The sequence below is a fragment of the Streptomyces sp. NBC_01288 genome (assembly GCF_035982055.1).
GTDB lineage: Bacteria > Actinomycetota > Actinomycetes > Streptomycetales > Streptomycetaceae > Streptomyces.
In genome coordinates, this window is record NZ_CP108427.1 from 7171304 (window position 1) to 7193880 (window position 22577).

22 protein-coding genes and 2 pseudogenes are annotated in these 22577 nt (G+C 68.4%); 12 read left to right on the forward strand and 12 right to left on the reverse strand.

Features of this window, described 5'->3' with window-relative positions; all coding sequences use genetic code 11:
* Window positions 1-2: 2 nt before the first annotated feature.
* Complete coding sequence (locus tag OG194_RS32445) at window positions 3-2978, reverse strand: glycoside hydrolase family 35 protein (protein ID WP_327404320.1); 2976 nt, start codon at window positions 2976-2978, stop codon at window positions 3-5.
* Window positions 2979-3096: 118 nt separating this feature from the next.
* On the opposite strand from OG194_RS32445, the gene OG194_RS32450 reads away from it, so the two are divergent.
* Window positions 3097-3570, forward strand: coding sequence for an RrF2 family transcriptional regulator (locus OG194_RS32450; RefSeq protein WP_327404321.1), 474 nt, complete (start codon window positions 3097-3099; stop codon window positions 3568-3570).
* 29 nt (window positions 3571-3599) lie between these two features.
* Here the strand turns inward: OG194_RS32450 and OG194_RS32455 are convergent, their stop codons facing one another.
* Window positions 3600-4100, reverse strand: coding sequence for a DUF3515 family protein (locus OG194_RS32455; RefSeq protein WP_327404322.1), 501 nt, complete (start codon window positions 4098-4100; stop codon window positions 3600-3602).
* Between the two features lie 111 nt (window positions 4101-4211).
* Here OG194_RS32455 and OG194_RS32460 point away from each other — a divergent pair, with 111 nt between their 5' ends.
* A complete protein-coding gene (locus OG194_RS32460; protein ID WP_327404323.1) occupies window positions 4212-4787 on the forward strand; it encodes a TlpA family protein disulfide reductase in 576 nt (191 codons plus the stop codon).
* Between the two features lie 81 nt (window positions 4788-4868).
* Complete coding sequence (locus OG194_RS32465; RefSeq protein WP_327404324.1) at window positions 4869-5792, forward strand: sulfite exporter TauE/SafE family protein; 924 nt, start codon at window positions 4869-4871, stop codon at window positions 5790-5792.
* 43 nt (window positions 5793-5835) lie between these two features.
* Here OG194_RS32465 and OG194_RS32470 read toward each other — a convergent pair whose 3' ends face one another.
* Window positions 5836-6666: an intradiol ring-cleavage dioxygenase gene (locus OG194_RS32470; RefSeq protein WP_327404325.1), complete on the reverse strand. Its 831-nt coding sequence runs from the start codon at window positions 6664-6666 to the stop codon at window positions 5836-5838.
* A 268-nt stretch (window positions 6667-6934) separates the two neighbouring features.
* Between OG194_RS32470 and OG194_RS32475 the strand changes: the two genes are divergently transcribed.
* Window positions 6935-7588 (forward strand): DUF4360 domain-containing protein, encoded by a 654-nt coding sequence (locus OG194_RS32475; protein ID WP_327404326.1) that lies wholly within the window; start codon window positions 6935-6937, stop codon window positions 7586-7588.
* Window positions 7589-7676: 88 nt separating this feature from the next.
* Here the strand turns inward: OG194_RS32475 and OG194_RS32480 are convergent, their stop codons facing one another.
* Both OG194_RS32480 and OG194_RS32485 read right to left on the reverse strand, forming a co-directional pair.
* Window positions 7677-8450, reverse strand: a complete 774-nt coding sequence (locus tag OG194_RS32480) for an intradiol ring-cleavage dioxygenase (RefSeq protein ID WP_327404327.1) — start codon at window positions 8448-8450, stop codon at window positions 7677-7679.
* A 184-nt stretch (window positions 8451-8634) separates the two neighbouring features.
* Window positions 8635-9177, reverse strand: a complete 543-nt coding sequence (locus OG194_RS32485) for a MarR family winged helix-turn-helix transcriptional regulator (RefSeq protein ID WP_327404328.1) — start codon at window positions 9175-9177, stop codon at window positions 8635-8637.
* Between the two features lie 73 nt (window positions 9178-9250).
* On the opposite strand from OG194_RS32485, the gene OG194_RS32490 reads away from it, so the two are divergent.
* From OG194_RS32490 to OG194_RS32505, 4 genes are all read left to right on the forward strand, one after another.
* Window positions 9251-10129, forward strand: coding sequence for an alpha/beta fold hydrolase (locus tag OG194_RS32490; RefSeq protein WP_327404329.1), 879 nt, complete (start codon window positions 9251-9253; stop codon window positions 10127-10129).
* Window positions 10130-10634: 505 nt separating this feature from the next.
* Complete coding sequence (locus tag OG194_RS32495; RefSeq protein ID WP_327404330.1) at window positions 10635-11546, forward strand: NAD-dependent epimerase/dehydratase family protein; 912 nt, start codon at window positions 10635-10637, stop codon at window positions 11544-11546.
* A 40-nt stretch (window positions 11547-11586) separates the two neighbouring features.
* Window positions 11587-12108 carry a hypothetical protein gene (locus OG194_RS32500; RefSeq protein ID WP_327404331.1) on the forward strand — a complete coding sequence of 174 codons (522 nt, stop codon included), beginning with the start codon at window positions 11587-11589 and terminating at the stop codon, window positions 12106-12108.
* A gap of 123 nt (window positions 12109-12231) precedes the next feature.
* Complete coding sequence (locus OG194_RS32505) at window positions 12232-13275, forward strand: alpha/beta fold hydrolase (RefSeq protein ID WP_327404332.1); 1044 nt, start codon at window positions 12232-12234, stop codon at window positions 13273-13275.
* 20 nt (window positions 13276-13295) lie between these two features.
* Here the strand turns inward: OG194_RS32505 and OG194_RS32510 are convergent, their stop codons facing one another.
* The 5 genes and pseudogenes from OG194_RS32510 to OG194_RS47705 form a co-directional block, all read right to left on the reverse strand.
* The gene (locus tag OG194_RS32510) at window positions 13296-14309 is read right to left on the reverse strand and encodes a catalase (RefSeq protein ID WP_327404333.1); all 1014 of its coding nucleotides are present in this window, start codon (window positions 14307-14309) and stop codon (window positions 13296-13298) included.
* Between the two features lie 619 nt (window positions 14310-14928).
* Window positions 14929-15255 carry a hypothetical protein gene (locus OG194_RS32515; RefSeq protein ID WP_327404334.1) on the reverse strand — a complete coding sequence of 109 codons (327 nt, stop codon included), beginning with the start codon at window positions 15253-15255 and terminating at the stop codon, window positions 14929-14931.
* Between the two features lie 63 nt (window positions 15256-15318).
* Entirely contained in the window at window positions 15319-17130 is a 1812-nt protein-coding gene (locus OG194_RS32520) for a hypothetical protein (RefSeq protein ID WP_327404335.1), read from the reverse strand.
* A gap of 846 nt (window positions 17131-17976) precedes the next feature.
* Window positions 17977-18273, reverse strand: a complete 297-nt coding sequence (locus OG194_RS47700) for a hypothetical protein (protein ID WP_442811663.1) — start codon at window positions 18271-18273, stop codon at window positions 17977-17979.
* A pseudogene (locus OG194_RS47705) lies at window positions 18274-18456 on the reverse strand (transposase); the annotation flags it as partial.
* Between the two features lie 349 nt (window positions 18457-18805).
* Between OG194_RS47705 and OG194_RS32530 the strand changes: the two are divergent.
* Both OG194_RS32530 and OG194_RS32535 read left to right on the forward strand, forming a co-directional pair.
* On the forward strand, window positions 18806-19033 hold the full coding sequence (locus OG194_RS32530; RefSeq protein ID WP_327404336.1) for a hypothetical protein: 228 nt from the start codon (window positions 18806-18808) through the stop codon (window positions 19031-19033).
* On the forward strand, window positions 19030-19449 hold the full coding sequence (locus tag OG194_RS32535) for an MmpS family transport accessory protein (protein ID WP_327404337.1): 420 nt from the start codon (window positions 19030-19032) through the stop codon (window positions 19447-19449). The genes OG194_RS32530 and OG194_RS32535 overlap by 4 nt, the downstream gene beginning before the upstream one ends.
* On the opposite strand, the gene OG194_RS32540 is transcribed toward OG194_RS32535, so the two are convergent.
* Both OG194_RS32540 and OG194_RS32545 read right to left on the reverse strand, forming a co-directional pair.
* Window positions 19439-19675: a DUF397 domain-containing protein gene (locus tag OG194_RS32540; RefSeq protein ID WP_327404338.1), complete on the reverse strand. Its 237-nt coding sequence runs from the start codon at window positions 19673-19675 to the stop codon at window positions 19439-19441. The two genes, OG194_RS32535 and OG194_RS32540, sit on opposite strands and share 11 nt — an antisense overlap.
* The gene (locus tag OG194_RS32545) at window positions 19672-20496 is read right to left on the reverse strand and encodes a helix-turn-helix domain-containing protein (protein WP_327407288.1); all 825 of its coding nucleotides are present in this window, start codon (window positions 20494-20496) and stop codon (window positions 19672-19674) included. Before OG194_RS32545 ends, OG194_RS32540 begins: the two co-directional genes overlap by 4 nt.
* A 130-nt stretch (window positions 20497-20626) precedes the next feature.
* On the opposite strand from OG194_RS32545, the pseudogene OG194_RS32550 reads away from it, so the two are divergent.
* Window positions 20627-21082, forward strand: a pseudogene (locus tag OG194_RS32550) (ATP-binding protein); the annotation flags it as partial.
* Window positions 21083-21156: 74 nt separating this feature from the next.
* A complete protein-coding gene (locus OG194_RS32555; protein WP_327404340.1) occupies window positions 21157-22497 on the forward strand; it encodes a DUF3500 domain-containing protein in 1341 nt (446 codons plus the stop codon).
* Window positions 22498-22577 lie beyond the last annotated feature (80 nt).

Genomic DNA, 22577 nt, shown 5'->3' on the forward strand with positions numbered 1-22577 from the left:
GGCTACCGGCCGGGGGAGGCCACCGGCGAGACCGGTACTCCTCCGGCCGCACTCCCCAACAGAGTCAGCCGTACGTCCTTCGGGCCGGCCGGTGTGGTGCCGTCGGACAGGACGGCCAGGGCGAGGGTGTTGGTGCCCCGGGTGCGGAGGATCCCGTTCGGCAGGGCGAAGGTGTGCTGCGGGCCCACGTCGTTGATGTACTGGCCCATGTTCCAGCCGTTGAGGAAGATCTGGACGCGGTAGGCGCGCGTCGGGTCGTCGTCGAGGACGAGGCCGATCGAGGCGTCGATGCCGCTGTCCACGGCGAGCTTGAAACTGGTCCGGTACCAGGCCACGCCCTGCCGCTTGTCGGCGCGGGGGAGGGTGACGGCCTCCCAGCCGGCGTCCGCGTACCCCGGCAGGTGCCAGCCCTCCCGCTCGCCGTACAGCCCGCCGTTGTTCTGCGGCCCGCGCACCGGGTCGGGTGAGGCCTCGCCCTGGAGTCGCCAACTCACCTTCGGCGAGGCGCCCTTGAAGGTCACCGCAGTCAGACCCCGGGCCACCTTGTGGGTGTCGAGGGCCTTGCCGTCCTGGTCGTGCTGCATCCGCCGCACCAGCACGGACAGGACGTGCGAGCCGGCCGCGCGCACCTTCTCCGGGACCGGCAGAGTCGCCTTCGCCGTCCAACTGCCCTGCCGCACACTGCTGTTCGTCGGCACCGGCATCCGGTGGGTGCCGAGCGGTTCGCCGTCGAGCCAGGCCATCAGCAGCCCCTGGGTGCCGGTGCTGTAGGCGAGGGTCACCGACTCCAGGTCGTCGGCCGTGGTCGTCGTGAAGCGGCCCCGGTACCAGACGTCGCCGTAGTGGAAGCCGTAGTCGTCGGCGAAGAGCAGCGGCTGCCCGGCGGGGACGGCCGTCGTGCTGAACGTCGAAGTCCTGTCCGCCGCCGTCCACTTGGAGTCGTCGAAGGCGACCGCGGCCTCCTGGTTCTCCACCTTCCGGCGCCAGCCGTCGAGTGCGGGGAGCGGTACCGCGGGCACCCCCGGCAGCAGCGCGTCCGGGTTCGAGCGCAGGCTGCCCGCGTTGGTGACGGTCGAGGGCACGGCCCGCCCGTTCCAGGTGACGTCGGCGATGCCGCGCGGCCCCCACACCTCCAGGCCGGTCTCGGCGATGGTGTCACCGGTGAGCTGGGCGGTCGTCCCGCTGACGGTGGCCTCACGGAGCAGTGCCGGGCCGTAGACCAGCGCGGTGCCCGAACCGGTCTCGTACGGCCACAGGCGTACGGAGCCGGCCTCGTCGGCGAAGACCAGCAGGAGGGGGTTGTCGACGCCGCCGCCCTCGACGAGGACGCGGGTCAGGCCGCCGATGCCGAGCGGGACGGTGACGTGCAGGAGACCGCGGTCCCAGACCCAGGCGGCCTGCGCGTCGAGCCGGGTCACCACGGGCTCGTCCGGGCACTCGACCACGATGTGGGCCATCTCGCCGCGTGTCCCGGCGAACACGGCGATGTCCTGCCGGCCGGCGGTGAGGGACATCATCGGCGTGATCGTCGAGTACCTCAGCTTGCGCCCGCCGAGGGCGAGTTGGGTGACGAGGAGGCGGGCGTCCTGGGCCGGGACGGTGACCTCGATGTCGTCGGTCGTGGTCGGCAGCGTCGAAGTGACCGCCTTCGTACCGTCGTTGCGCAGGACGTAGACGTGCGCGCCGGTGTCGGCGTTGGTGAGGTGGTAGACCTTCAGGCCGTCCGCCTTGACGTCCGCCGCCTTGTCCAGCTTCGCGAAGTCGGGCACGGTCCGCAGCAGATGGCCGAGTTGGTGCATCGGCACGAGCTTCGCGGTCGCGTTGCGGCCCTCGTCGAAGGCGGCGCCGTAGTCGTACGAGGTATAGACGACCGGCGCGGGCAGCCAGCCCCACGAGGTGCCGCCGAAAGTCATGTAGACGTTGTGCAGGGTGAGTCCGTTGGCGAGGTTGGTGAGATAGAAACGCCGTTCGTACGCCGCGTCACGCGTCCGGCGCGACTCCGCGTACCCCTTGCCGTCGAACCAGGACCCGCCCCACGGGTCGAACCAGCCGCCACCGAACTCCGGCACGAAACCAGGGGTCTTGGGGCTGGCGGTGGCCCCGCCCTTCGCCCCGCCGATCCCGTAGTGCCCCCAGTCCGGCGGGAGTTGGGACGGCGAGGGATACCCGTCGAAGCCGTACAGCCAACCGCCCTTGTCCGCGCCGGTGTCGAAGGACCCCGGGGTCCAATAGCCGTTGCGTCCCTTGTCGTTGTGGAACAGGGGGACGTCGATCCCGTCGGCGCGCACCTTCTTGTACAGGTGGGACATGTAGGCGATGTCGGACGGCTGGGTGGTCTGGGCGTCGTACTCGTTCTCGATCTGGTAGAGCAGGACCGTGCCCGTGCCCTGGGTGAACAGGTGCTTGGAGACGATGGAGTCGACGTGAGTCAGCCACTCGTCGACGTGCGAGAGATACGTCGGGTCGGCGGTGCGGGCCGTGCCCTTCGTGGCGGTGAGCCAGCCGGGGAAGCCGCCCGCGTCGATCTCCGCGTTGATGTACGGGCCGGGGCGCAGGATGACGTAGAGGCCGGTCTCGGCGGCCATGCGCAGGAACAGGTCGAGGTCCCGGATGCCCGTGAAGTCGTAGCTGCCCTGGGCGGGGGAGTGGTAGTTCCACGAGACGTAGATGCTGACCGCGTTGTAGCCGAAGGCGCGCATCTTCTGGAGGACGTCGCGCCACAGGGACGGGCTCGGCAGCCGGAAGGGGTGCATCTCGCCCGACCACAGGACCAGGCGTTTTCCGTCGACGATCAGGGAGTAGCGGTCGTACCCGATCGTGTGGGGCTGCCCGTCCGCGGCCGGAGGCGCGGGGGGCGGGCCGGTCGGCACGACATGCGCGGCGTACGCGTCCCCGCTACCGCCGCTGCCACCCCCCAGCGCGAATCCGAGCGCGGCCGTTCCCGCGAGGGTGCTGAAGGTACGCCTGCTCAGCTCCACTGGAAGCTCCTCCCGGGTCCGGTCCGTCGGCGGCACGTGCGAAGCCATTTTCCGTGGTCGTCCCAGGAGGCCGTCGTGCGGGGCCATTCTCTACGCCAGAACGGACCACAATGGACGCATGAGGATCTCGGCACGGGCGGATTACGCGGTACGGGCGGTACTGGAGCTCGCCGTACGGGGTGACGACGGCCCTGTGCCGGACGGTCCGGTGAAGGCCGAGACCATCGCCACCGCGCAGGACATCCCGCACAAATTCCTGGAGGGAATCCTCGGCGACCTCCGGCGCGCCGGGATCGTCGACAGCCGGCGCGGCGGGGGCGGCGGCTACCGGCTGGCCCGCGCGGCCGGCGCGATCACCGTGGCGGACGTCATACGCGCGGTGGACGGCCCGATCGTGTCCGTGCGCGGCGAACGCCCCACCGGCCTCGCCTACACGGGCACCGCCGAACCCCTCCTCCCCCTCTGGATCGCCCTGCGCGCCAACGTCCGCAAGATCCTTGAGGGCGTCACCGTCGCGGACATCGCGGCGGACGCGCTGCCGGAGCCGGTACGGGCGCTGGCGGCGGAGCCCGCGGCCTGGGAGAACCCGTAGGACCGGTGCCGGGCAGGGTACGGAACCGGTCACCCCGTCGCGACGCAGCTCGACGTCTGCCGGACGGGGGCGACGACCCGGGAGAGGTCGACCAGGGCCGCGTCGGTCTTGCCGCCGCCGTCGAAGACGACCTGCGTCGCGGGGACGCGGCCGTAGGTGACGATGACTTTTCTGCCGTGCGTGGACTGGGCCGTGTCGATGACCCAGTCCACGCCGTCGACCGCGAAACACGGGTCGCCGGTCGGCCCCGGGGGTGTGACCCCGCAGCGCAGCACGATGGCGCGGTCGCCCCACACGGCGATCCCGGGGAGGTCGCTGTCGCGGCGGGAGAGGCCGCCGAGGGATGCGGGGGCGGTGTCGGCGATACGACGGCAGTGCGGTGCGTCCGCGGATGCGGCGGGGCGTACGCCCGCGTCGGCGTCGGCGTCGGCGTGGACGAGGGCGTAGCCCGTCGCGGCGGCCCCGGCGACCAGGGCGCAGCCGGTCAGGGCCAGGACCGGGGCGAGGCGGGGTCGGCGTGTCGACGGCATGTGACACAACGTTAGGGCACCGGCCCCCGGGCCCGGTCGCCGGAGTGCCGGGAGGACAATGACCTTGGAACGGGGCGCTGTTGGGCGGCCCGTTGGCGAAGGGGGAGTGACGTGACGGTCACCGGGGGGATGTCGGTTCGACGGGTGGGCGCGGTCGTGGCGGCCGGTTGCGCGCTGCTCGCGGGGTGTTCGTCCCCGGCGCCGATCAGCGACGCCAGTCCCGGCGATCCGCTCACCCGGACTTTCAAGGTGGGGAAGCGTCCCGTCGTGGCGGATCTGGCCGGGACCTCGTTGGACGGGGACGCGATCCGGCTGTCGGACTACCGGGGGAAGGTCGTCCTGATCAACGCCTGGGCGTCCTGGTGCGGGCCCTGCCGGGCGGAGGCGCCCGAGCTGAAGAAGGTCCAGGCGGAGTGGGGCGGGCGCGGGCTACGGGTGCTGGGGCTCGACAACGACGGGGACCGTGCCGCCGGGCTCGCGTTCCAGAAGGACCACCACCTCGCGTATCCGTCCCTGCACGATCCCGCGGGCAAGCAGGCCCTGCGGCTGCCGCGCGGGCTGGTGAACACGCAGGCGCTGCCGTACACGATCGTCATCGACCCGACGGGCAAGGTGGCGGCGACGCGGATGGGCGCGGTGACCCGGGCGCAGCTCGCGAAGGTGCTGGAACCGCTGCTGCCCGCGTAGGTCCCCTGGCGGCCGGTGGCTGTGAGTGTCCTCAGCCGCGTCTCAGGCTCCGTTCAGATTGGCCGCCTAGCGTCGCCTCCCATGCGCACGCTGATACTGCTCGCCCTCGCGGGCCTCGGGGCCCAGCTCGTGGACGGCAGCCTCGGTATGGCCTACGGGGTCACCTCCACGACGCTGCTGCTGGCCATGGGCACGAACCCGGCCGCCGCGTCCGCCACGGTCCACCTGTCCGAGATCGGTACGACGCTGATGTCCGGCGCCTCGCACTGGCGGTTCGGGAACGTGGACTGGAAGGTCGTGGTGCGGATCGGCGTCCCGGGCGCGATCGGCTCGTTCCTCGGTGCCACCGTCCTCTCGAAGCTCTCCACCGAGGTCGCCGAACCGGTGATGTCGCTGATCCTCTTCGGGCTCGGCGTGTACGTCATGTCCCGGTTCACCTTCAAGGGGCTGCCGAAGGGGCAGCTGGGCAAGCCGTTGCGGAAGCGGTTCCTGGCGCCGCTCGGGCTGGTCGCCGGGTTCCTGGACGCGAGCGGCGGGGGTGGCTGGGGGCCCGTCGGTACGCCCGCGCTGCTGGCCAGCGGGCGGATGGAACCGCGCAAGGTGATCGGGTCGATCGACACGAGCGAGTTCCTGGTCGCGGTGGCCGCGAGTCTCGGCTTCCTGTTCTCCCTCGGGTCCCAGGGACTCAAGTGGACCTGGGTAATTGCCTTCCTTCTCGGGGGAGTTGTGGCCGCGCCGGTCGCCGCCTGGCTGGTGCGGCTGGTTCCGCCGCGGGTGCTGGGCTCCGCCGTCGGCGGGATCATCGTCGTGACCAACGTCCGTACGCTGCTGAGGAGTGACTGGATCGGTGCGTCGGGTGCGCTGAGCACTCCGGTGTACGTCGTGCTGTACGGGATGTGGGCTGCCGCCCTGGCGTACTCGGTCCGTGCCCATCGCCGGGAGAGGGCGCTGGAGACGCGGACCGAGTCCGAGTCCGCCGAAGGGCGGCAGCCGCTCGGGGTGTGATCGGCGATCCCCGATCAGTGCGTGCTGGTCATCCGCCTCCTGGTCAACTCGTGCTCACGCCCACGGTCAGGGTCGCCGTGTAGCCGTCGGACACGGCGGAGCCGAGCGCGGTCAGCGTGAGCAGACCGGACGCGGCGCCTCCGTCGTCGTAGATCGTGTCGTCACCGAGGGACGTCTCGGCGGTGGTGTTGTCCGCGTACGGGGAGGTGGCCTGCACTTCCTCGTTGAGGTCGGCGTCGAAGAAGAGCTGGCCGGTGTGGACGAGCGTGCCGCCGGTGTACGTGCCGTCGGCGAGCGTCACGTCCGTGTGCACCCGCATGTGGACGTGGACGGCGCGCGAGACGTAGTGCCCCGGCCAGATGGAGACGATGCTCGCCTCACCATTGGAGTCGGTGAGGACGCCGCCGCGCAGGAACGTGCCGTCGTCGTCCTCGGTGTGGCCGTTCTTGCCGACGAACCCGGAGTACTCGCCGAGCGCGTCGCAGTGCCAGAGCTCCACGAGGGCGTCGGCGAGCGGCGCGCAGTCGTTGTCCTGGTCGACGACGGTGAAGGTGTACTGGACCTCGACGCCCTCCTTCTCCTCCCTGATGTCCTCGCGGATCAGGGCGCCGTCGAGCGAGTACGGCCCCTCGGTGACCTCGGCGGTGAGCGTGCAGACGCCGCTCGTGGCCGAGGCGGACGCGTCGGTCGTCACGGTGGTCGTCGAGGTGGTCGTCGAGGTGTCGGCCGAGGCGAAGCCGGCGGCCGCGAGACCGCCCGCCAGGGCGACGGTGCCGCCGCCGATCAGAACGCGGCGGCGCTGGACGCTCTTGTCCCGGCGGTGCCGGTTGGGCTGTTGCTCGTACTGCTGGTCGTTCTGCGTGTTTCCCGTCATGGCAAGGAAGTTAGGGCCGTATCTGAAGGATTCCTTGATGTGCGGCTGTGAAGGGCCTGGGGACGGAACGGTCAACGGCCGCTTATTTCAACAGAGTTCACACACTGTGGAGGAAGTGTGAAAGACGCGTCTGTGAATGGCCTGAGTTCGCGCTGACCGCTCCCTGTGCGGCTCCCTACGATGCGAGCGCGCCGTCGGTCTTCACAGGAACTTCATTGGTTCTTCAAAGACTTGGGGCGCGGCCACCCCCCAACCCCAAGGAGAAACCATGCCTGGTGGGCTCCTCCTGAGCGGCGCCGTCGCCGCTCTCCTCACCACCGTGCTGCCCGCGCAGCACTCGTCATCGCCCGTGTTCGACGACCCGCCCCCGGACAAGATCGTCATCAACGTCGCCACGGTGAACGGCTCGGGCTGTCCGCAGGGCACGACGGCGGTCGCCGTCTCCGAGGACAACACCGCCTTCACGGTGACCTACAGCGCGTACCTCGCCCAGGTCGGCGGCAACTCCGACCCCACGGCGTTCCGCAAGAACTGCCAGCTCAACCTGGTCGTCCACGTCCCGCAGGGCTTCACGTACGCCATCGCGAGCGCCGACTACCGGGGCTTCGCCTCGCTCCAGCGCGGCGCGAGCGGGGCGCAGAAGGCCTCGTACTACTTCCAGGGTTCGTCGAACACCACGAGCAAGAACCATCCGTTCAACGGTCCCTACGACGACAACTGGCAGGCGAACGACAGCACGGACGTGGCCCAACTGGTCTGGGCGCCCTGCGGAGTTCAGCGCAACTTCAACATCAACACGGAGCTGCGGGTCGCCGCCGGTTCCTCGTCGTCCAGTGCGGTCAGCTTCATGACGATGGACTCGACGGACGGCGACATCAGCACGGTGTACCACATGGCGTGGGAGCACTGCCCGGGCTCCTGACGTGCGGTGCTGTGAGCTGACATGAGGAAGGGGTGGCCCGTGTCGCACCGCGGGCCACCCCTTTTCGTGGGGGGAGTTCGGAGCCGGGTCAGCTCTGGCTGACGCCCAGCGTCAAGGTGCCCGTGTAGCCGGACGAGGTCGAACTGCCCAGCGCCGTAAGGGTCATGAGGCCGGACGCGGCGCCTCCGTCGTCGTAGATCGAGTCCTGCGCGAGGGTGGTGCGGGTGACCGTGTTGGTCGAGTACGGGGAGGCCTTGGCGACGGCCGTGGTGATGGTCTCGTCGATGAAGAGCTGGCCCGTGTGGAGTTCGCTGCCGCCGGTGAACGAGCCGTCCGAGGTGAGCGTGACGCCGGTGTGCACCTTCACATGGATGTGCACGCAGCGCCCGCGGTACCAACCCGGGTAGATCGTCGTGATGTTGGCGAGCCCGGCGGAGTTGCTGAGGACACCGCCGCGCAGGAAGGTGCCGTCGTCCGGCTCGCTGTGGCCGTTGTTGCCGACGTAGCCGGAGTACTCGCCGAGCGCGTCGCAGTGCCAGATCTCCACGAGCGCGTTGGGGATGACGGCGCAGGTGCTGTCGTTCACGACGGTGAGCGCGAGTTTGAGCGGGATGCCGGCCTTGCCTTCGGTGACGTCGGCGCGGACCAGGGCGCCGTCGAGGTAGTAGGGGCCTTCGGTCATCTCCTTGGTGAGGGTGCAGACTGCCGCCGCCGCTGCGGGAGTCGCGTCCGCCGCGGTGGTGGTCGTGGGGGAGTGGGGAGCGGCGGCGCCCACGGCCAGTACGGCGGCCGTGGTGCCGGTGGCGATCAGGACGGTACGGCGTCCGACCGGGGTGGGGGTGGCTCCGTTGTTGTCTGTCATGGACACGGCACCGTAGGGGCGGAAGCTGTCGCCGGGCTGTGCGAACGGCAAAGTGACGGGTCGTCAAGTTGATTGCGGGACAGGTGTGTTACGGCGGCTGCGGTCGGGGGGGTTACGAGGGCTGGAACCGGTGGGTTTACGGGGGCTGGAGCCGGTTGGGTTACGGGGGTTGGAGTCGGTTGGGCTACGGCGACTGCCGGCGGCGTCCGCCCTCCGTGAGTTCGGCGAGTTCGGCGAGGGTCGCGGCGATGGTGGGCAGGAGGTCGGCCGGGATGTGGTCGAGGACCCGGCGCCGGGCGCTGGCGAGGTGGGCGGGCTGCGCCGCGTGCATGGCGCGCAGCCCGGCGTCGGTGAGAACGGCCTCGCTGCCGCGCGCGTCCTGGCCGTGACGTTCCTTGCGCACCAGGTCGTGGCGGGACAGCCCGTCGATGATCCGCGTGACCCGCGGCGGGGTGACGCCGGAGGCCGCCGCGAGCGCGGACATGCGCATACGGCGGTTCGGTGCCTCGCTGAGCAGCAGCAGGACGGCGAACTCGGTCATGGTCACGCCGGTGCGGGACATGTCCTGCTCCAGGGTGCGCGGCAGGGAGTGGACGAGGCGGCCCAGGCTCTGCCAGAGCAGGAGCTCGTCGGGGGTCAGCGGATCGACGGCGGGGGTGGTGCCGGGAGTGGGGTCAGGGGTGGTGTCGGTGTCGGTATCGGCGGCGGCAGCGGCGGGGGGCTCCATGCGACCACTGTATTTGACTAGTTAAGCAAGTGAGTGCAATGGTTGCTTAACTAATTAAGTAAGAGGTGATCGTATGCATCCCGGAGCACCCGCACCGGACGGATTCGAGCACGATGTCGTCGATGTCGCCGGGGTCCGACTCCACTACGTCGTGGGCGGATCCGGCCCGGCCGTGGTCCTGATCCACGGCTGGCCGTTCAGCTGGATCGAATGGCGGGCGCTGCTTCCCCTGCTCGCGGCGCACGGCTTCACGGTGATCGCGCCCGACCTGCGCGGGTCCGGCGACTCACAGATCCCGCCCGGCCACTGGACCAAGCGCGAGGAGGCGGAGGACCTCCACCGCTTGCTGAAGCACCTGGGCCACGACCGGGCCTTCGTGGTCGGCACCGACGTCGGCACGATGACCGCGCACGCCTGGGCCCAGGCCCATCCCGAGGACGTGGCCCGGCTGGTCCTCAGCGAGGCGTTCCTGCCCGGCTACGGCCTGGAGGAGCACATGAACCCCGCGACCGGCGGCTCCTGGCACTTCGGTTTCCACGCCCAGACCGACCTGGCCGCGATGCTCACCGCCGGCAAGGAGGAGCAGTACCTGTCCGCCTTCTGGTCGATGATGACCGCCGGCGGCATCACCACCTCCGACCGCGCCGACCTGCTGCGCGCCTACACCCGCCCCGACGCGATGCGCGGCGGTTTCGAGCACTACGCCACGCTTGTCGAGGACGGCCGGGCGGCGAGCGCCGGTGATCGCCTGACCATGCCCGTCCTCGTCCTGAACGGCGAACACGGCCTGCCCCAGGACGTGTTGCTGACCGGCACCCGAAAGGCCGCGACCGACGTCCACCACGACACGGTCCCGGACGCCGCGCACACGTTCGCGGCAGACAACCCGACTTGGACGGCGGACCGGCTGGCCCGGTTCTTCACGACGTCCCCTGCCACCTGGACCCCGTGACCCGAACTCGCGACCTGGGCCCATCTGTTGGCCCCGCCGCCTGGCGGGCGGCTGGGGGGAGCACGCACGTTCGCGGCCGACAGCTCGGCCTGGACGGCGGAGCGGCAGGGCGGCTTCTTCACGAACATCACAGCAGCCTGAACCCTTCACTTGACCTCGCTGCCCGGTGGTCGCCATGACTCCGTCGCCGGGGCCGCGTACACCTTTGCGGCCAGCAGCCTGGCTTGGACGGCGGACCGACCCGTCCACTTCTTCGCCACGACCCCCGCCACCTGAACCCCGTGACCAGAACTAGCCATCCGAGTCCGTCTGTTGGCCCCGCCGTCTGACGGGCGGCACGACATCGCCCCGGGGGCCGCGCACACCGTCGTGACCGACAAACCCGGCCCGGGCGGTAGACCGCCTCGCCCGCTTTTTCCCCACGCCCCCCTGAACTCCCCACCCGAACCCTCCACTTGCCCCCGCCGCCCGACGCGCGGCACGACACAGCACACGGAGCACTCTCATGCAGATCCTCGTCATCGGCGCCACCGGCTACGCCGGCCGCCGTGTCTCGGCCGCCCTCGCCCGCGCCGGACACACCGTCCTGGGCCTGGCCCGGGACACCTCCGCGCCCGCGGCCCACGCGCTCGCCGCAGACGAAGTCACCCCGGTCGAGGGCGACTTCGGCAAGCCGGAGACCTGGCGCGATCACCTCGACGGGACCGACGCGGTTGTCCACCTGCTGATGGACATGAGCGACCCGATCGGCGGCGACCAGCGCCTGTTCGCCGAACTGCTCGCCGCCCAGGAGCGAGACGGCCGCAGCCGTCACCTCGTCTACACCACCGGCATCTCGTCCTACGGCCGCACCGGCCTGCCCCTCATGGACGAGAACACCCCCGGCAACCCCGAGAGCCCGATCGGCTTCCGGTTCGCGCTGGAACGGGAGTTGGCCGCCTCCGGCCTCGCCCACACCGTGGTCCGCCCCGGCTTCATGTACGGCGGCCCCGCGACCACGTCCATGACGGCCCAGTGGTTCGCCGCCGCAGAGGCGGGCAACCCCGTCTTCTACGGCGACACCGCCAAGCGCTGGAGCTGGGTCCACGTCGACGACCTCGCCGACGCCTACGTCCGCATCCTCGACAACCCGGCCGCCGTGGACGGGGAGACCTTCGTCATAGCCGACGAGCAGCGCCTCACCGCCCTGGACACGCAGCGCACCGCCGTACGCGCCACGGGCCACACCGGCGAGATAGCCCTGGAGAGCGCGGAGGCGGGCGGCATGATGCAACTGGCCGCAGACCAGGACGAGTTGGTCACCAGCGCCAAGGCCCACCGCCTCCTGGGCTGGACCCCGCGCCACACCTCGTTCACGGACGACCCGGCCCGCCACTACCGCGCGTGGAAGGCGGCTCGGCCCGTCAGTACTCGGTAATTCGGACAGTGGTTTCCGGCCGGTGGGGGAAGATCACCCGATGGAGCCCTTCGACCCCCGACGCGCGGAACCCGGCCGCTACCCGCGACTTGAGGCCGCCCTCGCCACGGTCAACCGTGACCTCGCGGCCACCCTGCCCGACCAGCCGCCCCTCAGGCTGGTGGTCTGGGAGGAGCAGGTCTACGTGGCCGTGTCCGACGGCAGCTGGCACCACAACGGTCTCCAGGAACCGGACGACGACGCCCCCGACGACCTCGCCCTCGACCTCGCCCTGGGCGTCGTCGCGGACGCGGCGCAGGAGACGGTGGCCGAGCGGCTCTGGCAGGCGTGGCCGGTGTGTCCGTTCCACAAGCTCGGTACGCATCTTCGCCCCGAGGGGACGGCGGCCGACTGGGAGGGTTGGAACGACGGCGACAGCGGGCGTCTGGTGTGGTGGTGCCGGGGCGGCACGGCCGGCGGCGACTGGCATGACCTCGCGCCGGTGGGAGAGCTTGCCGGTGCCCTGCCCGGCAAGCAGCGGCGGGAGATCCGGCGCAGGGAGCGTAAGCGGGGCCTGGACTGACACGGCCGTAGTGCTGCTGCTCTATGTCGGGCTGCGGATTCCCAGCGCCGCCAAGCACATCGCGATCGCCGCCTCCACACACTCGGCCGGGGTGCGCCCCGCCGGTGGGTCGAGGATCGCGCCGTGGACCTGGGCCTCGGCCGCCTGGACCAGGAGCAGGGCGGTCAAGGTCGGGTAGGGGGCGTCCACGCCTCCGGCGACCCCCTGCTCGCCTCGCTCTGCTGGGGCGCGGCCCGTTTCCCGTGCCTCGCGACCGACGAACGGCGGGCCGCGCACGAGCACCAGCTCACCGCGTACCTCGAAGCCGCGCCCCGCTTCCCGGTCCGTTTCCAGCGCGCGGTACTGAACGTGCCCGAACCCGTCCCCGTGCACTTCTTCCAACGACGGCGACGACGGCGACGACGGCAACGACGACAGGCGACCCGCCCGGGCGTGATCGTCCTCCGCGGCGGCGTCGACACCTGGAAAATGGACCTGCACCGGCTGGCCGTGGCCACCGCCCGCGCCACCGGCCTCCTCGTCGCCGCCGTGGACATGCCCGGCACCGGCGAGTCCACGGTCCCGCTCGCACCCGACGCCGACCGCATCCTCGTCGGCCTCGTCTCCCGACTCCGGCGCGCCTACGGCCAACCCGTCGGGTTCTACGGCACCAGCTTCGGCGCGCACTGGGCGGCCAAGCTGGCACTCGCCGGCCACGTGGACGCGGCGGTCGACCTCGGCGGCCCGACCGGTCTGACCGACGAACCCATCGACCTGCTCAACCTCCCGCACGGCATGCCCGGGATCGTCGGCAACGCCCTCCACCTGGACGAGATGCCGGACCGGTCCGCGATCGCCGACCTGCTCGCCGGTTTCTCCCTGCGCGAGCAGGGGCTCCTCGACAAGGCCGGTGCCGGTGGCTCGCCGCTGCTGGCGGTCAACGGCGCCGACGACGTCTACGTCCCGCTCGGCGACACCGTAGGACTCGCCGGGCGGCCGGAGACGACCGTGTGGGTGATCAAGAACGCCAGCCACTGCGCCCCCGAACGGTCGCCCCAGGTCAACCTCGCCCTGTGGGGCTGGCTGGCCGCGCGCCTGGCGCCGCCGGGCCGCCCGCTGCCACGCCTCGCCGAGGTCGCAGCACGGCAGCCGCTACGGCCGTACATCGACGGGCGCGCCACGGGCTGACGGGTGTTCCCCGGGCTGGGCTAGGGAGCGAGCCGGCGTTCCGCCGAGACGGAGTACGCGTGGCGGCGGAAAGCCAGCATTTTGTCGTCGGAGGCTTCGACGCCGGGGGCGAGGCGGGTCGGGTCGAAGACCTGGTGCTGCCAGTGGTCCTCGCGGGGTGAGCGGGCCGCCACGTGGAGGTGGCCGGCCGGGATCAGCGGGCGGTGTTCCGGCCATGCCTGGGAGGGGTCGTGGGTCGGGTCGTTCGGCTCGGCGAGCTGGTACACGAGGGTGAAGGTGACGGGCCCGGATTCGAGGCGGGAGTCGAGGTCGCCGATGAGGAAGTCGGGGGCGAGGGTCGCGGCGTACGCGGGATCGATCTCGACCTCGCCGAGCTGCGGCACGAGCCGGTAGCGGAAGGGGCGCCGTACGCCCGATTCGTCGACGAGGACGAAGGCGTGCAGGCCGTCGTAGCGCGTGGTGGCGAAACTGGCGGGCGCCTGCTGCCCGGCGAAGGACTTCAACGCCCCCCGGCTTTCCGGGTGTTGGGCGAGCACGGTCGCGAACTTCCCGGCGGCGGCGAGCTTTCCCTTGGCCCGGTCGGCGAACCCGCCCTCCGTGCCCGCCATGCCCAACGCCTCGACGAGCTCGATGAACCCCTCGGGATTGTGGCTGGGGAAGACCCGGAAGTTCGCGGCGACGAGGTCCATCACGGCCTTGGCGTCATCGCTACTGCCGTCCCCCTCAAGGAACTTGACCGCCATCCCGCGTACGCCCCGTGCCCGGTCGTCGGCGGCGAAGTTGCCGGAGCCGTTCGAGAACCGGATCACTGTGTCGGCTTCGGAGGTGAGGCAGGCGGCGGTCGTCCACTGCGCGATCCGCCCGGTGGGCACGAACCGTGCGTCGTACACGGCCCCGCGGGCGTGCAGGCGGCGATCGTGCGGACGCGGATGCGCGGCGGCCTCGATCCGGTCGACGGCCTGGACCGCGGTCATTCCGTCCTCGGTGACCGAGGAGTCCTGGGGTTCCTGGGGTTCCTGCGGTGACTGTGCCATGGCCGCATCATCGCACTGGCGAGTGTCGCTTTCCCGGCGGTGGGCCGAACGCGCGGACTTACTGGAGGGACGGGTCTGACGTCGTGCGTTCGGTCCACAGTTCGTGGTCCACGGGCACCGAGTCCAGCGTCATCCCCGCGAAGATCCCCAGCGCCCCCGAGACCACGCCCAGCAGCAGACCGATTCCGTGCGGTACGACGTCCAGCAGGAACGGTACGGCGAAGAGGGCGCCGACCGCGGGATCGGTCTCCCACTGGGAGCGGCACCGTCGCGCAGAAAGTGCCCGTAATTCTCCTCCGGTGTCTGCCCCCCCAGACCACGTGACCGGAGTCGGAGACGAACGCGGCGGACACCGTGTGCTCCTTGTTCGTACCGGCGATGTCACGCCATCGGGTGGGCCAGCACAACCAGCCGCTGTGGTCCGCGAGTTGGGCGGCCGACTGGGAAAGGTGCTTGTCACCTACGGTGCTGCTGTGACCGGCGTTCATCGCCTGGAGCCGGACGGTCCGCTCCCCGTCGGTGTCGCCCTCGTGCACACCGCCCGCGGCGGCGTCCTCCTTGAGCAGGCGCTGCTCGCGGCCGAGGTAGCTCGGCAGCAGGGCGAGATTGCCCATCGAGGTCAGGACGGCACTTCGTCTGAGTCAGGGGGTACATCGACTTGGCTGAGGCCGATCATCGCCGTTTCGTAGTAGGCGGACATCCCTTGGAGCGCACGGTAGAGCGCGTCTCGCGGAGGCACGGGGACGCTCGATTCGCCAACAGAACCGACGGGCTCCACGGAGTAGCCGACCCGCTTTGCCTCGCCTGGCTGCGACTGGTCTTTTTCGCTATGCCGCAATGAACCCAGCATCCACCGGGAGAGGAAATCGAAGCGCCCTTCGTCTTCAGTATGATCTACAGAGTCTTCTCCTGGCTCTCCTTCCGTGGTATCGCTGTTCTCTTCCATAACATTTGCTCCTTGCTTCACATTCATAGTCCCCCCTTGGTCTGTGTAAAACGCGTCGCTCGGCTACTGTTCCCTTTCGGCAAGGAATTTAAACGTCGCCGTGTGCATCAGCCACTTGTAGATGATCCATGCGGCGTTGATGAGTGATATGGCCACCAGGACCATCCAGGGAAGGCGACTGACCCCCAGAAAACCGAACCTCCATGTGTCCAGGTGTACGGGAAACGTGACCTTTGAAACATTGATCATGTACAAGCCGCTGGCGGTCATTGATACCACTGTGGTGACGAAGAGGGAGACGCGCGCCGTCAGTGTTCCCTCGAAGAGACTATTGGGCTTCGAGTCGAATCCCAGCCAACTTGCCGCTACTCCGGGGAAAACCAACAAAAAGGCGGGCGCGTCTGTGCCGGGATCGCCCTTGATCGATATGACCAGGCCGATTGCCCAGACGAGCCAGAAGCAGGTGGCTGCCGCAATGGCTGCCCGGAATGAAGATCCCGGAGGGGTCTCGAAGAAATGGAACGTGAGGGTCGGCGCTTTGTCTGGATTTTTCGGTTCGGGGAAGAATCGGCCGTAGAAATGAGCATACGGTTGTCCGAGTCGTCGTCGAAATCTGTAATGCGGCGAGGTGGGGGCGTTGTATTGGAGTTTGGTGAGATACTCCTCCTTTTCCTCACCCAGTAAAAATTCCTGATGGGCGAGATAAAGCCCTTCCGGGCTCTGTACGCGGACATGGAAACTCTGGCAGGTGCTTGCATTGTCCAGCGGTACCTTCAGGCTGACCGGTCGTGTGCCGAGGAGGACGCGCAGCAACGCCTTGAAGCGCCTTTTGAGGTCTACTCCCCGTTCGCCGAATCTGCTCGTGATCTTCTCCGGTACGAGATCGAGCTTGGGGATGGTGGTTTCCTCGTACCGGATGACGAAGCGTCCGTCATGGGGGAGCGGGACGGACGCGATGAGTGCGTAGTTCTTGGCGAGTTTTTCCACGAGGAGCACGGCCAGATCGCGAGAGGCCGGATTGCGGATCCCTTGCATCTTCAGCAGCTCCTCACGCCCGCGTACGGCGGCCTCACTTTCGTTGGAGTTGGCAGCCCGTCGGATGTCCGGATTGTTGCGCTCGATGATCGCTGCGAGGGCGAGCCGCTCAGTCTCGGCTACTTTCTGGCTCAATTTCCCGTCTGTCGCCTGAAGTGCGCCGAGTATGAGAACCCGCAAGACGCCGGCGGAGAGGAGCAGGGATTCCCGGTAGGAGAGAACTCCGAGATTCTTGCCGGTTCCGTCGGAGACCTTGAGGTTGTCTAGATACTTTCCTTTGCGGGCGAAGACGAACGGTATGAAGACTCGCTGTTCCTCCGCAGAGTCTTCGCCGGGCGTGGGCAAAAGCTCGGATGGTATTTGAAACTCGACTGTCACCGACCGTTGAAGTGTACGCTTCTGCGGCACGTACACCTCATCCACTCTCTGCCTCAACTCGATCGGCTGGGTAACGGCCAGCGTGAAGATCTTGGCCTGAAAGGGGTCGAGGAGGCGGCCTGTCCCCGCCATCCGCTGGAGGGATTTTGCTCGGCTCTCAGGGACGGACGTGTAGGACTCTCGCGTCACGATCGTCTTCTTGATCTTCTTTACGTGATATCGCTGTCCTGCTCGGCATAAGGCGACGAAAATCACTCCCGCTGCGACGCTGCGCATTGCTGTCGCTTCCCAGTGTTGATCCAATGTGCCAAGGGGAACAACCGCGGTCAGAATGAGAAGGAGAAAAGTAAGCGTCAGCGTCTTCAAAACGTCCCCCCGGCAACGTTCAGGTATGGCGAGTGCCTCAGTATGAGGGTAGTCGTAGCGGGCGCGCCGGTACTTTGCCACCCCTTGGGAGATCACGTCTTGTTTTCTGTGGCTCGTGCCGTTAGAGCTCGTAACACGATCTTGCGGCTGGGATGATTGCGGGCATGACACTGGACTGGTCCCGTCTGAAACATGCCTATGGCTCCGCATCCGACTTACCACGGCTTTTTGATGAGATCGGTGATCCCGAGCTGGCTGACGAGACGTGGGAGGAGCTGTGGGCTTCTCTCTACCACCAAGGGTCGGTGTACACGGCCAGCTTTGCCGCCCTGCCTGTTCTGACAGACATCGCTGCCGGTCGTAAACCTGGCGGTCGCCGGCCCTTGGGTTGGCCGGCCGCATCGTCGTCGAGGAGCAACAGCTTCACGAGCCCGGTTACGTCCAGACGCGCTACCCGGCTGCGATCAACGAGCTGCACCAGCTGACCTAGAACGTCGTGGGGACAAGGCCCTTCGAAGGCGATGTAGACGACTTTCTGTACTGGCTGGAGCACCTCCTGGCATTTGAGGGGGTGACCGTATGGAGGCGCAGTTTGCGCCGTGAGGAGCATCCCGTGGTGTGCCCCTCCTGCGCACTGAGCTTGGAGATCGATCTTTCCTGCAAGGGGCCAAGCACTCGCCGTCGGGATCCGAACGCGCGCTTTCGGGTTGTTGGCCGTGAGGCACCCATGGTCCACGGGGTCCGCCCGGCGGCCCCCGTGGACCTGCCGCCACTGGCGTCTCGGCTGCATGGTGTGGCCGACAAGGCAGGCCAGCCGGCAACCGCAGAGCATCTGACCCACCTGTTTGGCTCCACGACGTGTCCCGACTGTGCTTCAGACTTCTCGATGCCGGACCAGGTCGCAGCCTTCCAGGCATAGCAGTCCAGGAGCGCGTAGAAGGATCACGCGTGGGCTTTCTTGAGTCGTCTCCAGCAGATGAGGCTGGAAGCCAACGAGACGAAGACGCCGTGGAGTTCGGTTCGGCGTGCCCAGCGGACGGCGAGGCGCTTGAACTGGTGGAGCAGAGTGAAGGTCTGCTCGACGACGTAGTGGAGTTTGCCCAGTCCCTTGATGTTCGGGGCGCCCTTGCGGGAGATGACCAGCAGGATCCGCTGGTGTTTACTGCCCGTCTTCCGCCGGTCGACCGGCGACAGCCTCGGGTCGGGGCCCCTCTTTTCGCGGATGCGGGAGCCGTCCATTCACGCGCGGGACCAGTCGAGTTCGCCGGCCGCGTTGAGTTCGGCGAGCAGGATGCAGTGCAGCTGCTCGAAGACACCGGCCTGCTGCCGGCGATCCAGGCGTCGCCAGCAAGTTCGTCCAGAGCCGAACCCCAGCTCCGGGGACAGGAGTTGCCAGGCTATGTCGTTGTTGAGCACGTAACAGGATGCCCTGCAGACACACCCGGTCCGCTACCGGCTGTTGGCCCGGCGTCTTCTCCAGCCAAGGCGGCAGCAGTGGCCCGATCAGTACCCCCAACTCGTCGTCCACGATCCACGGCCGAGTACTCACACCCTCCCGAACGGCCGAATCATCACATCGGTCACGCCGGACCAGGGCACTTGAACAAGATCGTGTTACGAGCTCTTATCGACCGGGCCATCGCAGGCTTTGCTCGATCTCCTGAAGCCCTCCGGAGAGGATCCACCGCCACGCCGGGCAGTGTTTCGGCGCCGACGGCACGCGGGCCATCGAAGATTCGCGGCAGCACGAGACTGCCCAGGTGTGAGTGGCGTGGCCCGCCTCGGCGTCGCCGGTCGGCACCTCAACCGGTACGTCGGTGCCGCACGCCTTCTCAAGCGAGAGTGGCCGGGCCGGATCCTCGACATTGATCGGCTCATCGGCCTCACGCATTCCGGACTCCTGGGCACCGCCTTCATCCCGTTTGACTTTGCCTTCTCTTTGCTATTGGCTGCGGGTTCGACCGACCTTCACGATCATGATCCGGGGGGATCCTCATGACCCGCGCCATCCGCGCCACCCGCACTGCCGTCTGCGCCGCCGCCGTCACCGGCCTTGCGCTGGGCCTGAGTTCGTGTTCCGAGGCGGTCGACCAGGTCGACAAGGCTGTGAACGAGACGTACGTCGTCACCTACGAGGTCACCGGCAAGAACGTCGACTCGATCGGCTTCCACGGCGGCGGTGGCAAGGCGATGGACCCCAAGGTCGAGACGGTGACCAACCCCAAGCTGCCCTGGACCAAGACGGTCACCCTGCGCGGCATCATGCCCGCGGCGGTCATGCCGGTCGCCGCGGACATCGAGGGCGCGGAGGTCGAGTGCCGGATCACCTACAAGGGCAAGGTGCTTGAGGAACAGAGCGCCGACGGGCTGGCGACCGCCGGCGGGTGCATCGCGGAGTCCCCGATTACAGGGTGACGAGGAACTTGGTCCAGGTGGCGGGGGAGAGGGCGAGCTGGGGACCTTCGGTGTTCTTGGAGTCGCGGATGTGGATGGTGGAGGGGCAAGTGGCCACCTCGACGCAGTCGCCCGAACTGCTGCTGCTGTAGCTGGACTTGTGCCAGGAGAGGGCGACTTCGACGCAGTCACCGGAGCCGCTGCTGCTGTAGCTGCTCTTGAACCAGGCCAGTTCGGACGTGCTCATAGGTCTCCTCGCATGCGCCGCAACAGGCTCAAGGAGTCCTGGATGGTGAGAGCCTGCGAACGCATTCTGGCATATCGCATCTGGAGCATGCTCACCACTTTTCGATCAGTGATGAGCAGCCCGCTCTCGTGTCCCTCGGAGTACGCGTACCACCGGTTGTTGGGCTCTTCGAGTAGCTGCATGGGGCCGTTCAACCCGGCGTGACGGTCCCGCAGTTGGGGCATGATCTGGACCTCTACGTTCCGCAGCTCGGCGATCCGCAGCACGTGGTCGATGAGTTCCCGCGTAACGTCTGGTCCACCTGTGCGGCGCAGGAACATGCTCTCTTCCAGGATGAAGCTGAACGCCGTGTTCGGCCGCTCCCACAACAGCCGTTGCCGCTTCTCTCGTTCCACCCACTGGGTCTCGATCTGCGCGTCGTCCATCGGTGGCAGATGCTCGTTGAATAGCGTCCGGGCGTACGCCTCCGTCTGCAACAGCCCCGGAATCATGCGGCATTCGTACGTATACAGCGTGATCGCCGTCTTCTCCTTCAGCGCCCACTGCCGGAACCAAGCCGCCAACCCCGGCCGCCGCTCCAGGTGTTCCGCACCCCGCCGCACCGCCCCGGTGTTCCCCAGTACCGGCTCCGACCGCTCCACGTACAGCGTGTCCGGCATCCGCCTCCCCAACTCCACCGACTCCACGGTGTGTTTGGAGTACCCGATCTGCCTGCCGAACGCCTCCCGGCTCAGCCCCGCATGCTCCCGCAAGGCCTGCAACATCGCCCCGAACGTCCGCAGGCTGTCGGATACTTCGGGCTCGCTGCTGCCCTCGACCATGGTCACCCACCTCCCGCGGACATGGTTACGGAACGTAGCGCGTACTGTCCAGCGTGTGACCCCGTACGCTGCGCCAGCGTACGGGCTCAGAACCTGGTGAACTGCCCTCTCCGAACGCCACATTGGGCCCATGACCACCCAACCCACCGTCACCGTACGTACGTTCACCCAGCGCCTCAGCCTCACCCCCCGAGGCGCCCGCCTCGCCCGTCACCTCGCCCTGCATCAACTCCACGCCTGGGGCATCCCGCACGGCAGCACCGCCTCCGACACCGCCGGCGCGATCGTCGCCGAACTCGCCGCCAACGCGGTGACCCACGGCCGCGTACCGGGGCGGGACTTCGAACTCCGGCTCTCCCTCGTCACGGGAAGCGTCCGCATCGAGGTCACCGACACCCGTACCGGACCACGTCCACCCGCACCCGGGGCCGTAGGACGACCGGAGCCGCTCGACGAGAACGGGCGGGGGCTCGTGATCGTGGAGGCGCTCGCGGATCGGTGGGAGGTGGTGGAGCGGGTGCCGCCGCCGGGCAAGACCGTGAGGGTGGAAATCGACCTGCCCAGGTGGTTGGCACTGGTCAGGGGGCTGGAGAGGCGGCTGGACCGGGATTCAGGCCCGGCTTCAGGTTCGGCTCAGGTTGGTGCGGGAGGTTGGCCCGTATGCACGGACACCGCCCCCGCACCCCCGAAGCCGACCGCAGCCGCCGCTGGTTCATGAACAAGGCGCTGCTCACCGGCGGAGTCGCCGCTGTCGCGACCATGACCGGCTGCTCGTCGAACTCCTCCGACACGGCCACCGCGTCCTCGTCCTCCGGCGCCCCGAACGGTGCCCCCTCGGGCGGCCCCGGCGGTGGCATGCCCACCGGCGCGATGCCTTCCGGCGGGCCCGGGGGAGGGGGCAGCGGAATGGGTCCCGGGCAGAGTGAGGTCAAGTACGCCGATTTCAAAGGCGTGACCACCAACGGCACGATCACCGACGGGCTCTACTCGATCCACTCCACCGACGTCTCGACCGACGGCATCGTCAAGGCCGCGCAGGCCTTCCTCGACGGGCTCACCGCCAAGGAACGCAAGTCCTGCACCTTCGACGTCGACAACGACGAGTGGCTGGCCTGGAGCAACGTCGACGGGTACCAGCGCAAGGGCGTGCGGATGGGCGACATCACCGCCACGAAGCGCAACCTCGGTTACGCGCTGCTCGGCGCCGCCCTGTCCGCCGACGGGCTCACCCAGACCCGCAACATCATGAAGCTCAACGCCTTCCTCGGCGACTACAGCGGCGGGAACAGGGACACGCTCACTGAAGGTGCGTACTTCTTCACCTTCATGGGGACGCCGTCCACCACCAAGCCGTGGGGCTTCCAGTACGAGGGCCACCACGTGGCCATCAACTTCTTCGTGCTCGGCGACCAGGTCGTGATGACCCCGACCTTTATGGGGTCCGAGCCGACCTCCGCCACCTACAAGGGCGAGAAGATCACCCTCTTCAAGCCCGAGACCAAGGCCGGTCTCACCCTCCTGCGCACCCTCACCGCCGCCCAGCGCGCCAAGGTGATCTCCAGCACCAAGAAGTCCGGCGACGACATGAAGGCCGGTGCCGGGCAGGACAACGCCAAGCTCGCCTACCAGGGCCTCGTCGCCAAGGACTTCACCAGCGCCCAGAAGCAGAACCTGCTCGACCTGGTGCGCGTCTACGTCGGCAACATGAACGACGGCCACGCCGAGGTGAAGATGACGGAGGTCGAGGCCCACCTCGACGCGACCTACTTCTACTGGATGGGCGAGACCAAGGACTCCTCCGCCTTCTACTACCGCGTGCACAGCCCCGTCGTCCTCATCGAGTACGACGCCCAGTCACCGCTCGCGTACGGAACCAAGGGGGGAATGGGCGGGCCCAACGGCACCCCCACCCAGCAGCACATCCACACCATCATCCGGACCCCCAACGGCGGTGACTACGGCGTTGACCTGCTCAAGCTGCACCTGGACAACGACCACTGACGACCGAGTCAACAGCCAGTGACATATGCCCAGTTGGCCCTTATGGGCTAAGAAGCCGCTTTCGATTCCTCATCACCATG

Bases quoted from the DNA above. Each gene is read 5' to 3' on its own strand.
- OG194_RS32555 (WP_327404340.1), top strand. From the start codon at position 21,157: ATGCACGGACACCGCCCCCGCACCCCCGAAGCCGACCGCAGCCGCCGC.
- OG194_RS32470 (WP_327404325.1), bottom strand. From the start codon at position 6,666: ATGACGGGAAACACGCAGAACGACCAGCAGTACGAGCAACAGCCCAAC.
- OG194_RS32475 (WP_327404326.1), top strand. From the start codon at position 6,935: ATGCCTGGTGGGCTCCTCCTGAGCGGCGCCGTCGCCGCTCTCCTCACC.
- OG194_RS32540 (WP_327404338.1), bottom strand. From the start codon at position 19,675: ATGAGCACGTCCGAACTGGCCTGGTTCAAGAGCAGCTACAGCAGCAGC.
- OG194_RS32490 (WP_327404329.1), top strand. From the start codon at position 9,251: ATGCATCCCGGAGCACCCGCACCGGACGGATTCGAGCACGATGTCGTC.
- OG194_RS32485 (WP_327404328.1), bottom strand. From the start codon at position 9,177: ATGGAGCCCCCCGCCGCTGCCGCCGCCGATACCGACACCGACACCACC.
- OG194_RS32535 (WP_327404337.1), top strand. From the start codon at position 19,030: ATGACCCGCGCCATCCGCGCCACCCGCACTGCCGTCTGCGCCGCCGCC.
- OG194_RS32465 (WP_327404324.1), top strand. From the start codon at position 4,869: ATGCGCACGCTGATACTGCTCGCCCTCGCGGGCCTCGGGGCCCAGCTC.
- OG194_RS32510 (WP_327404333.1), bottom strand. From the start codon at position 14,309: ATGGCACAGTCACCGCAGGAACCCCAGGAACCCCAGGACTCCTCGGTC.
- OG194_RS32450 (WP_327404321.1), top strand. From the start codon at position 3,097: ATGAGGATCTCGGCACGGGCGGATTACGCGGTACGGGCGGTACTGGAG.
- OG194_RS32500 (WP_327404331.1), top strand. From the start codon at position 11,587: ATGGAGCCCTTCGACCCCCGACGCGCGGAACCCGGCCGCTACCCGCGA.
- OG194_RS32455 (WP_327404322.1), bottom strand. From the start codon at position 4,100: ATGCCGTCGACACGCCGACCCCGCCTCGCCCCGGTCCTGGCCCTGACC.
- OG194_RS47700 (WP_442811663.1), bottom strand. From the start codon at position 18,273: ATGGACGGCTCCCGCATCCGCGAAAAGAGGGGCCCCGACCCGAGGCTG.
- OG194_RS32515 (WP_327404334.1), bottom strand. From the start codon at position 15,255: ATGGAAGAGAACAGCGATACCACGGAAGGAGAGCCAGGAGAAGACTCT.
- OG194_RS32545 (WP_327407288.1), bottom strand. From the start codon at position 20,496: ATGGTCGAGGGCAGCAGCGAGCCCGAAGTATCCGACAGCCTGCGGACG.
- OG194_RS32495 (WP_327404330.1), top strand. From the start codon at position 10,635: ATGCAGATCCTCGTCATCGGCGCCACCGGCTACGCCGGCCGCCGTGTC.
- OG194_RS32480 (WP_327404327.1), bottom strand. From the start codon at position 8,450: ATGACAGACAACAACGGAGCCACCCCCACCCCGGTCGGACGCCGTACC.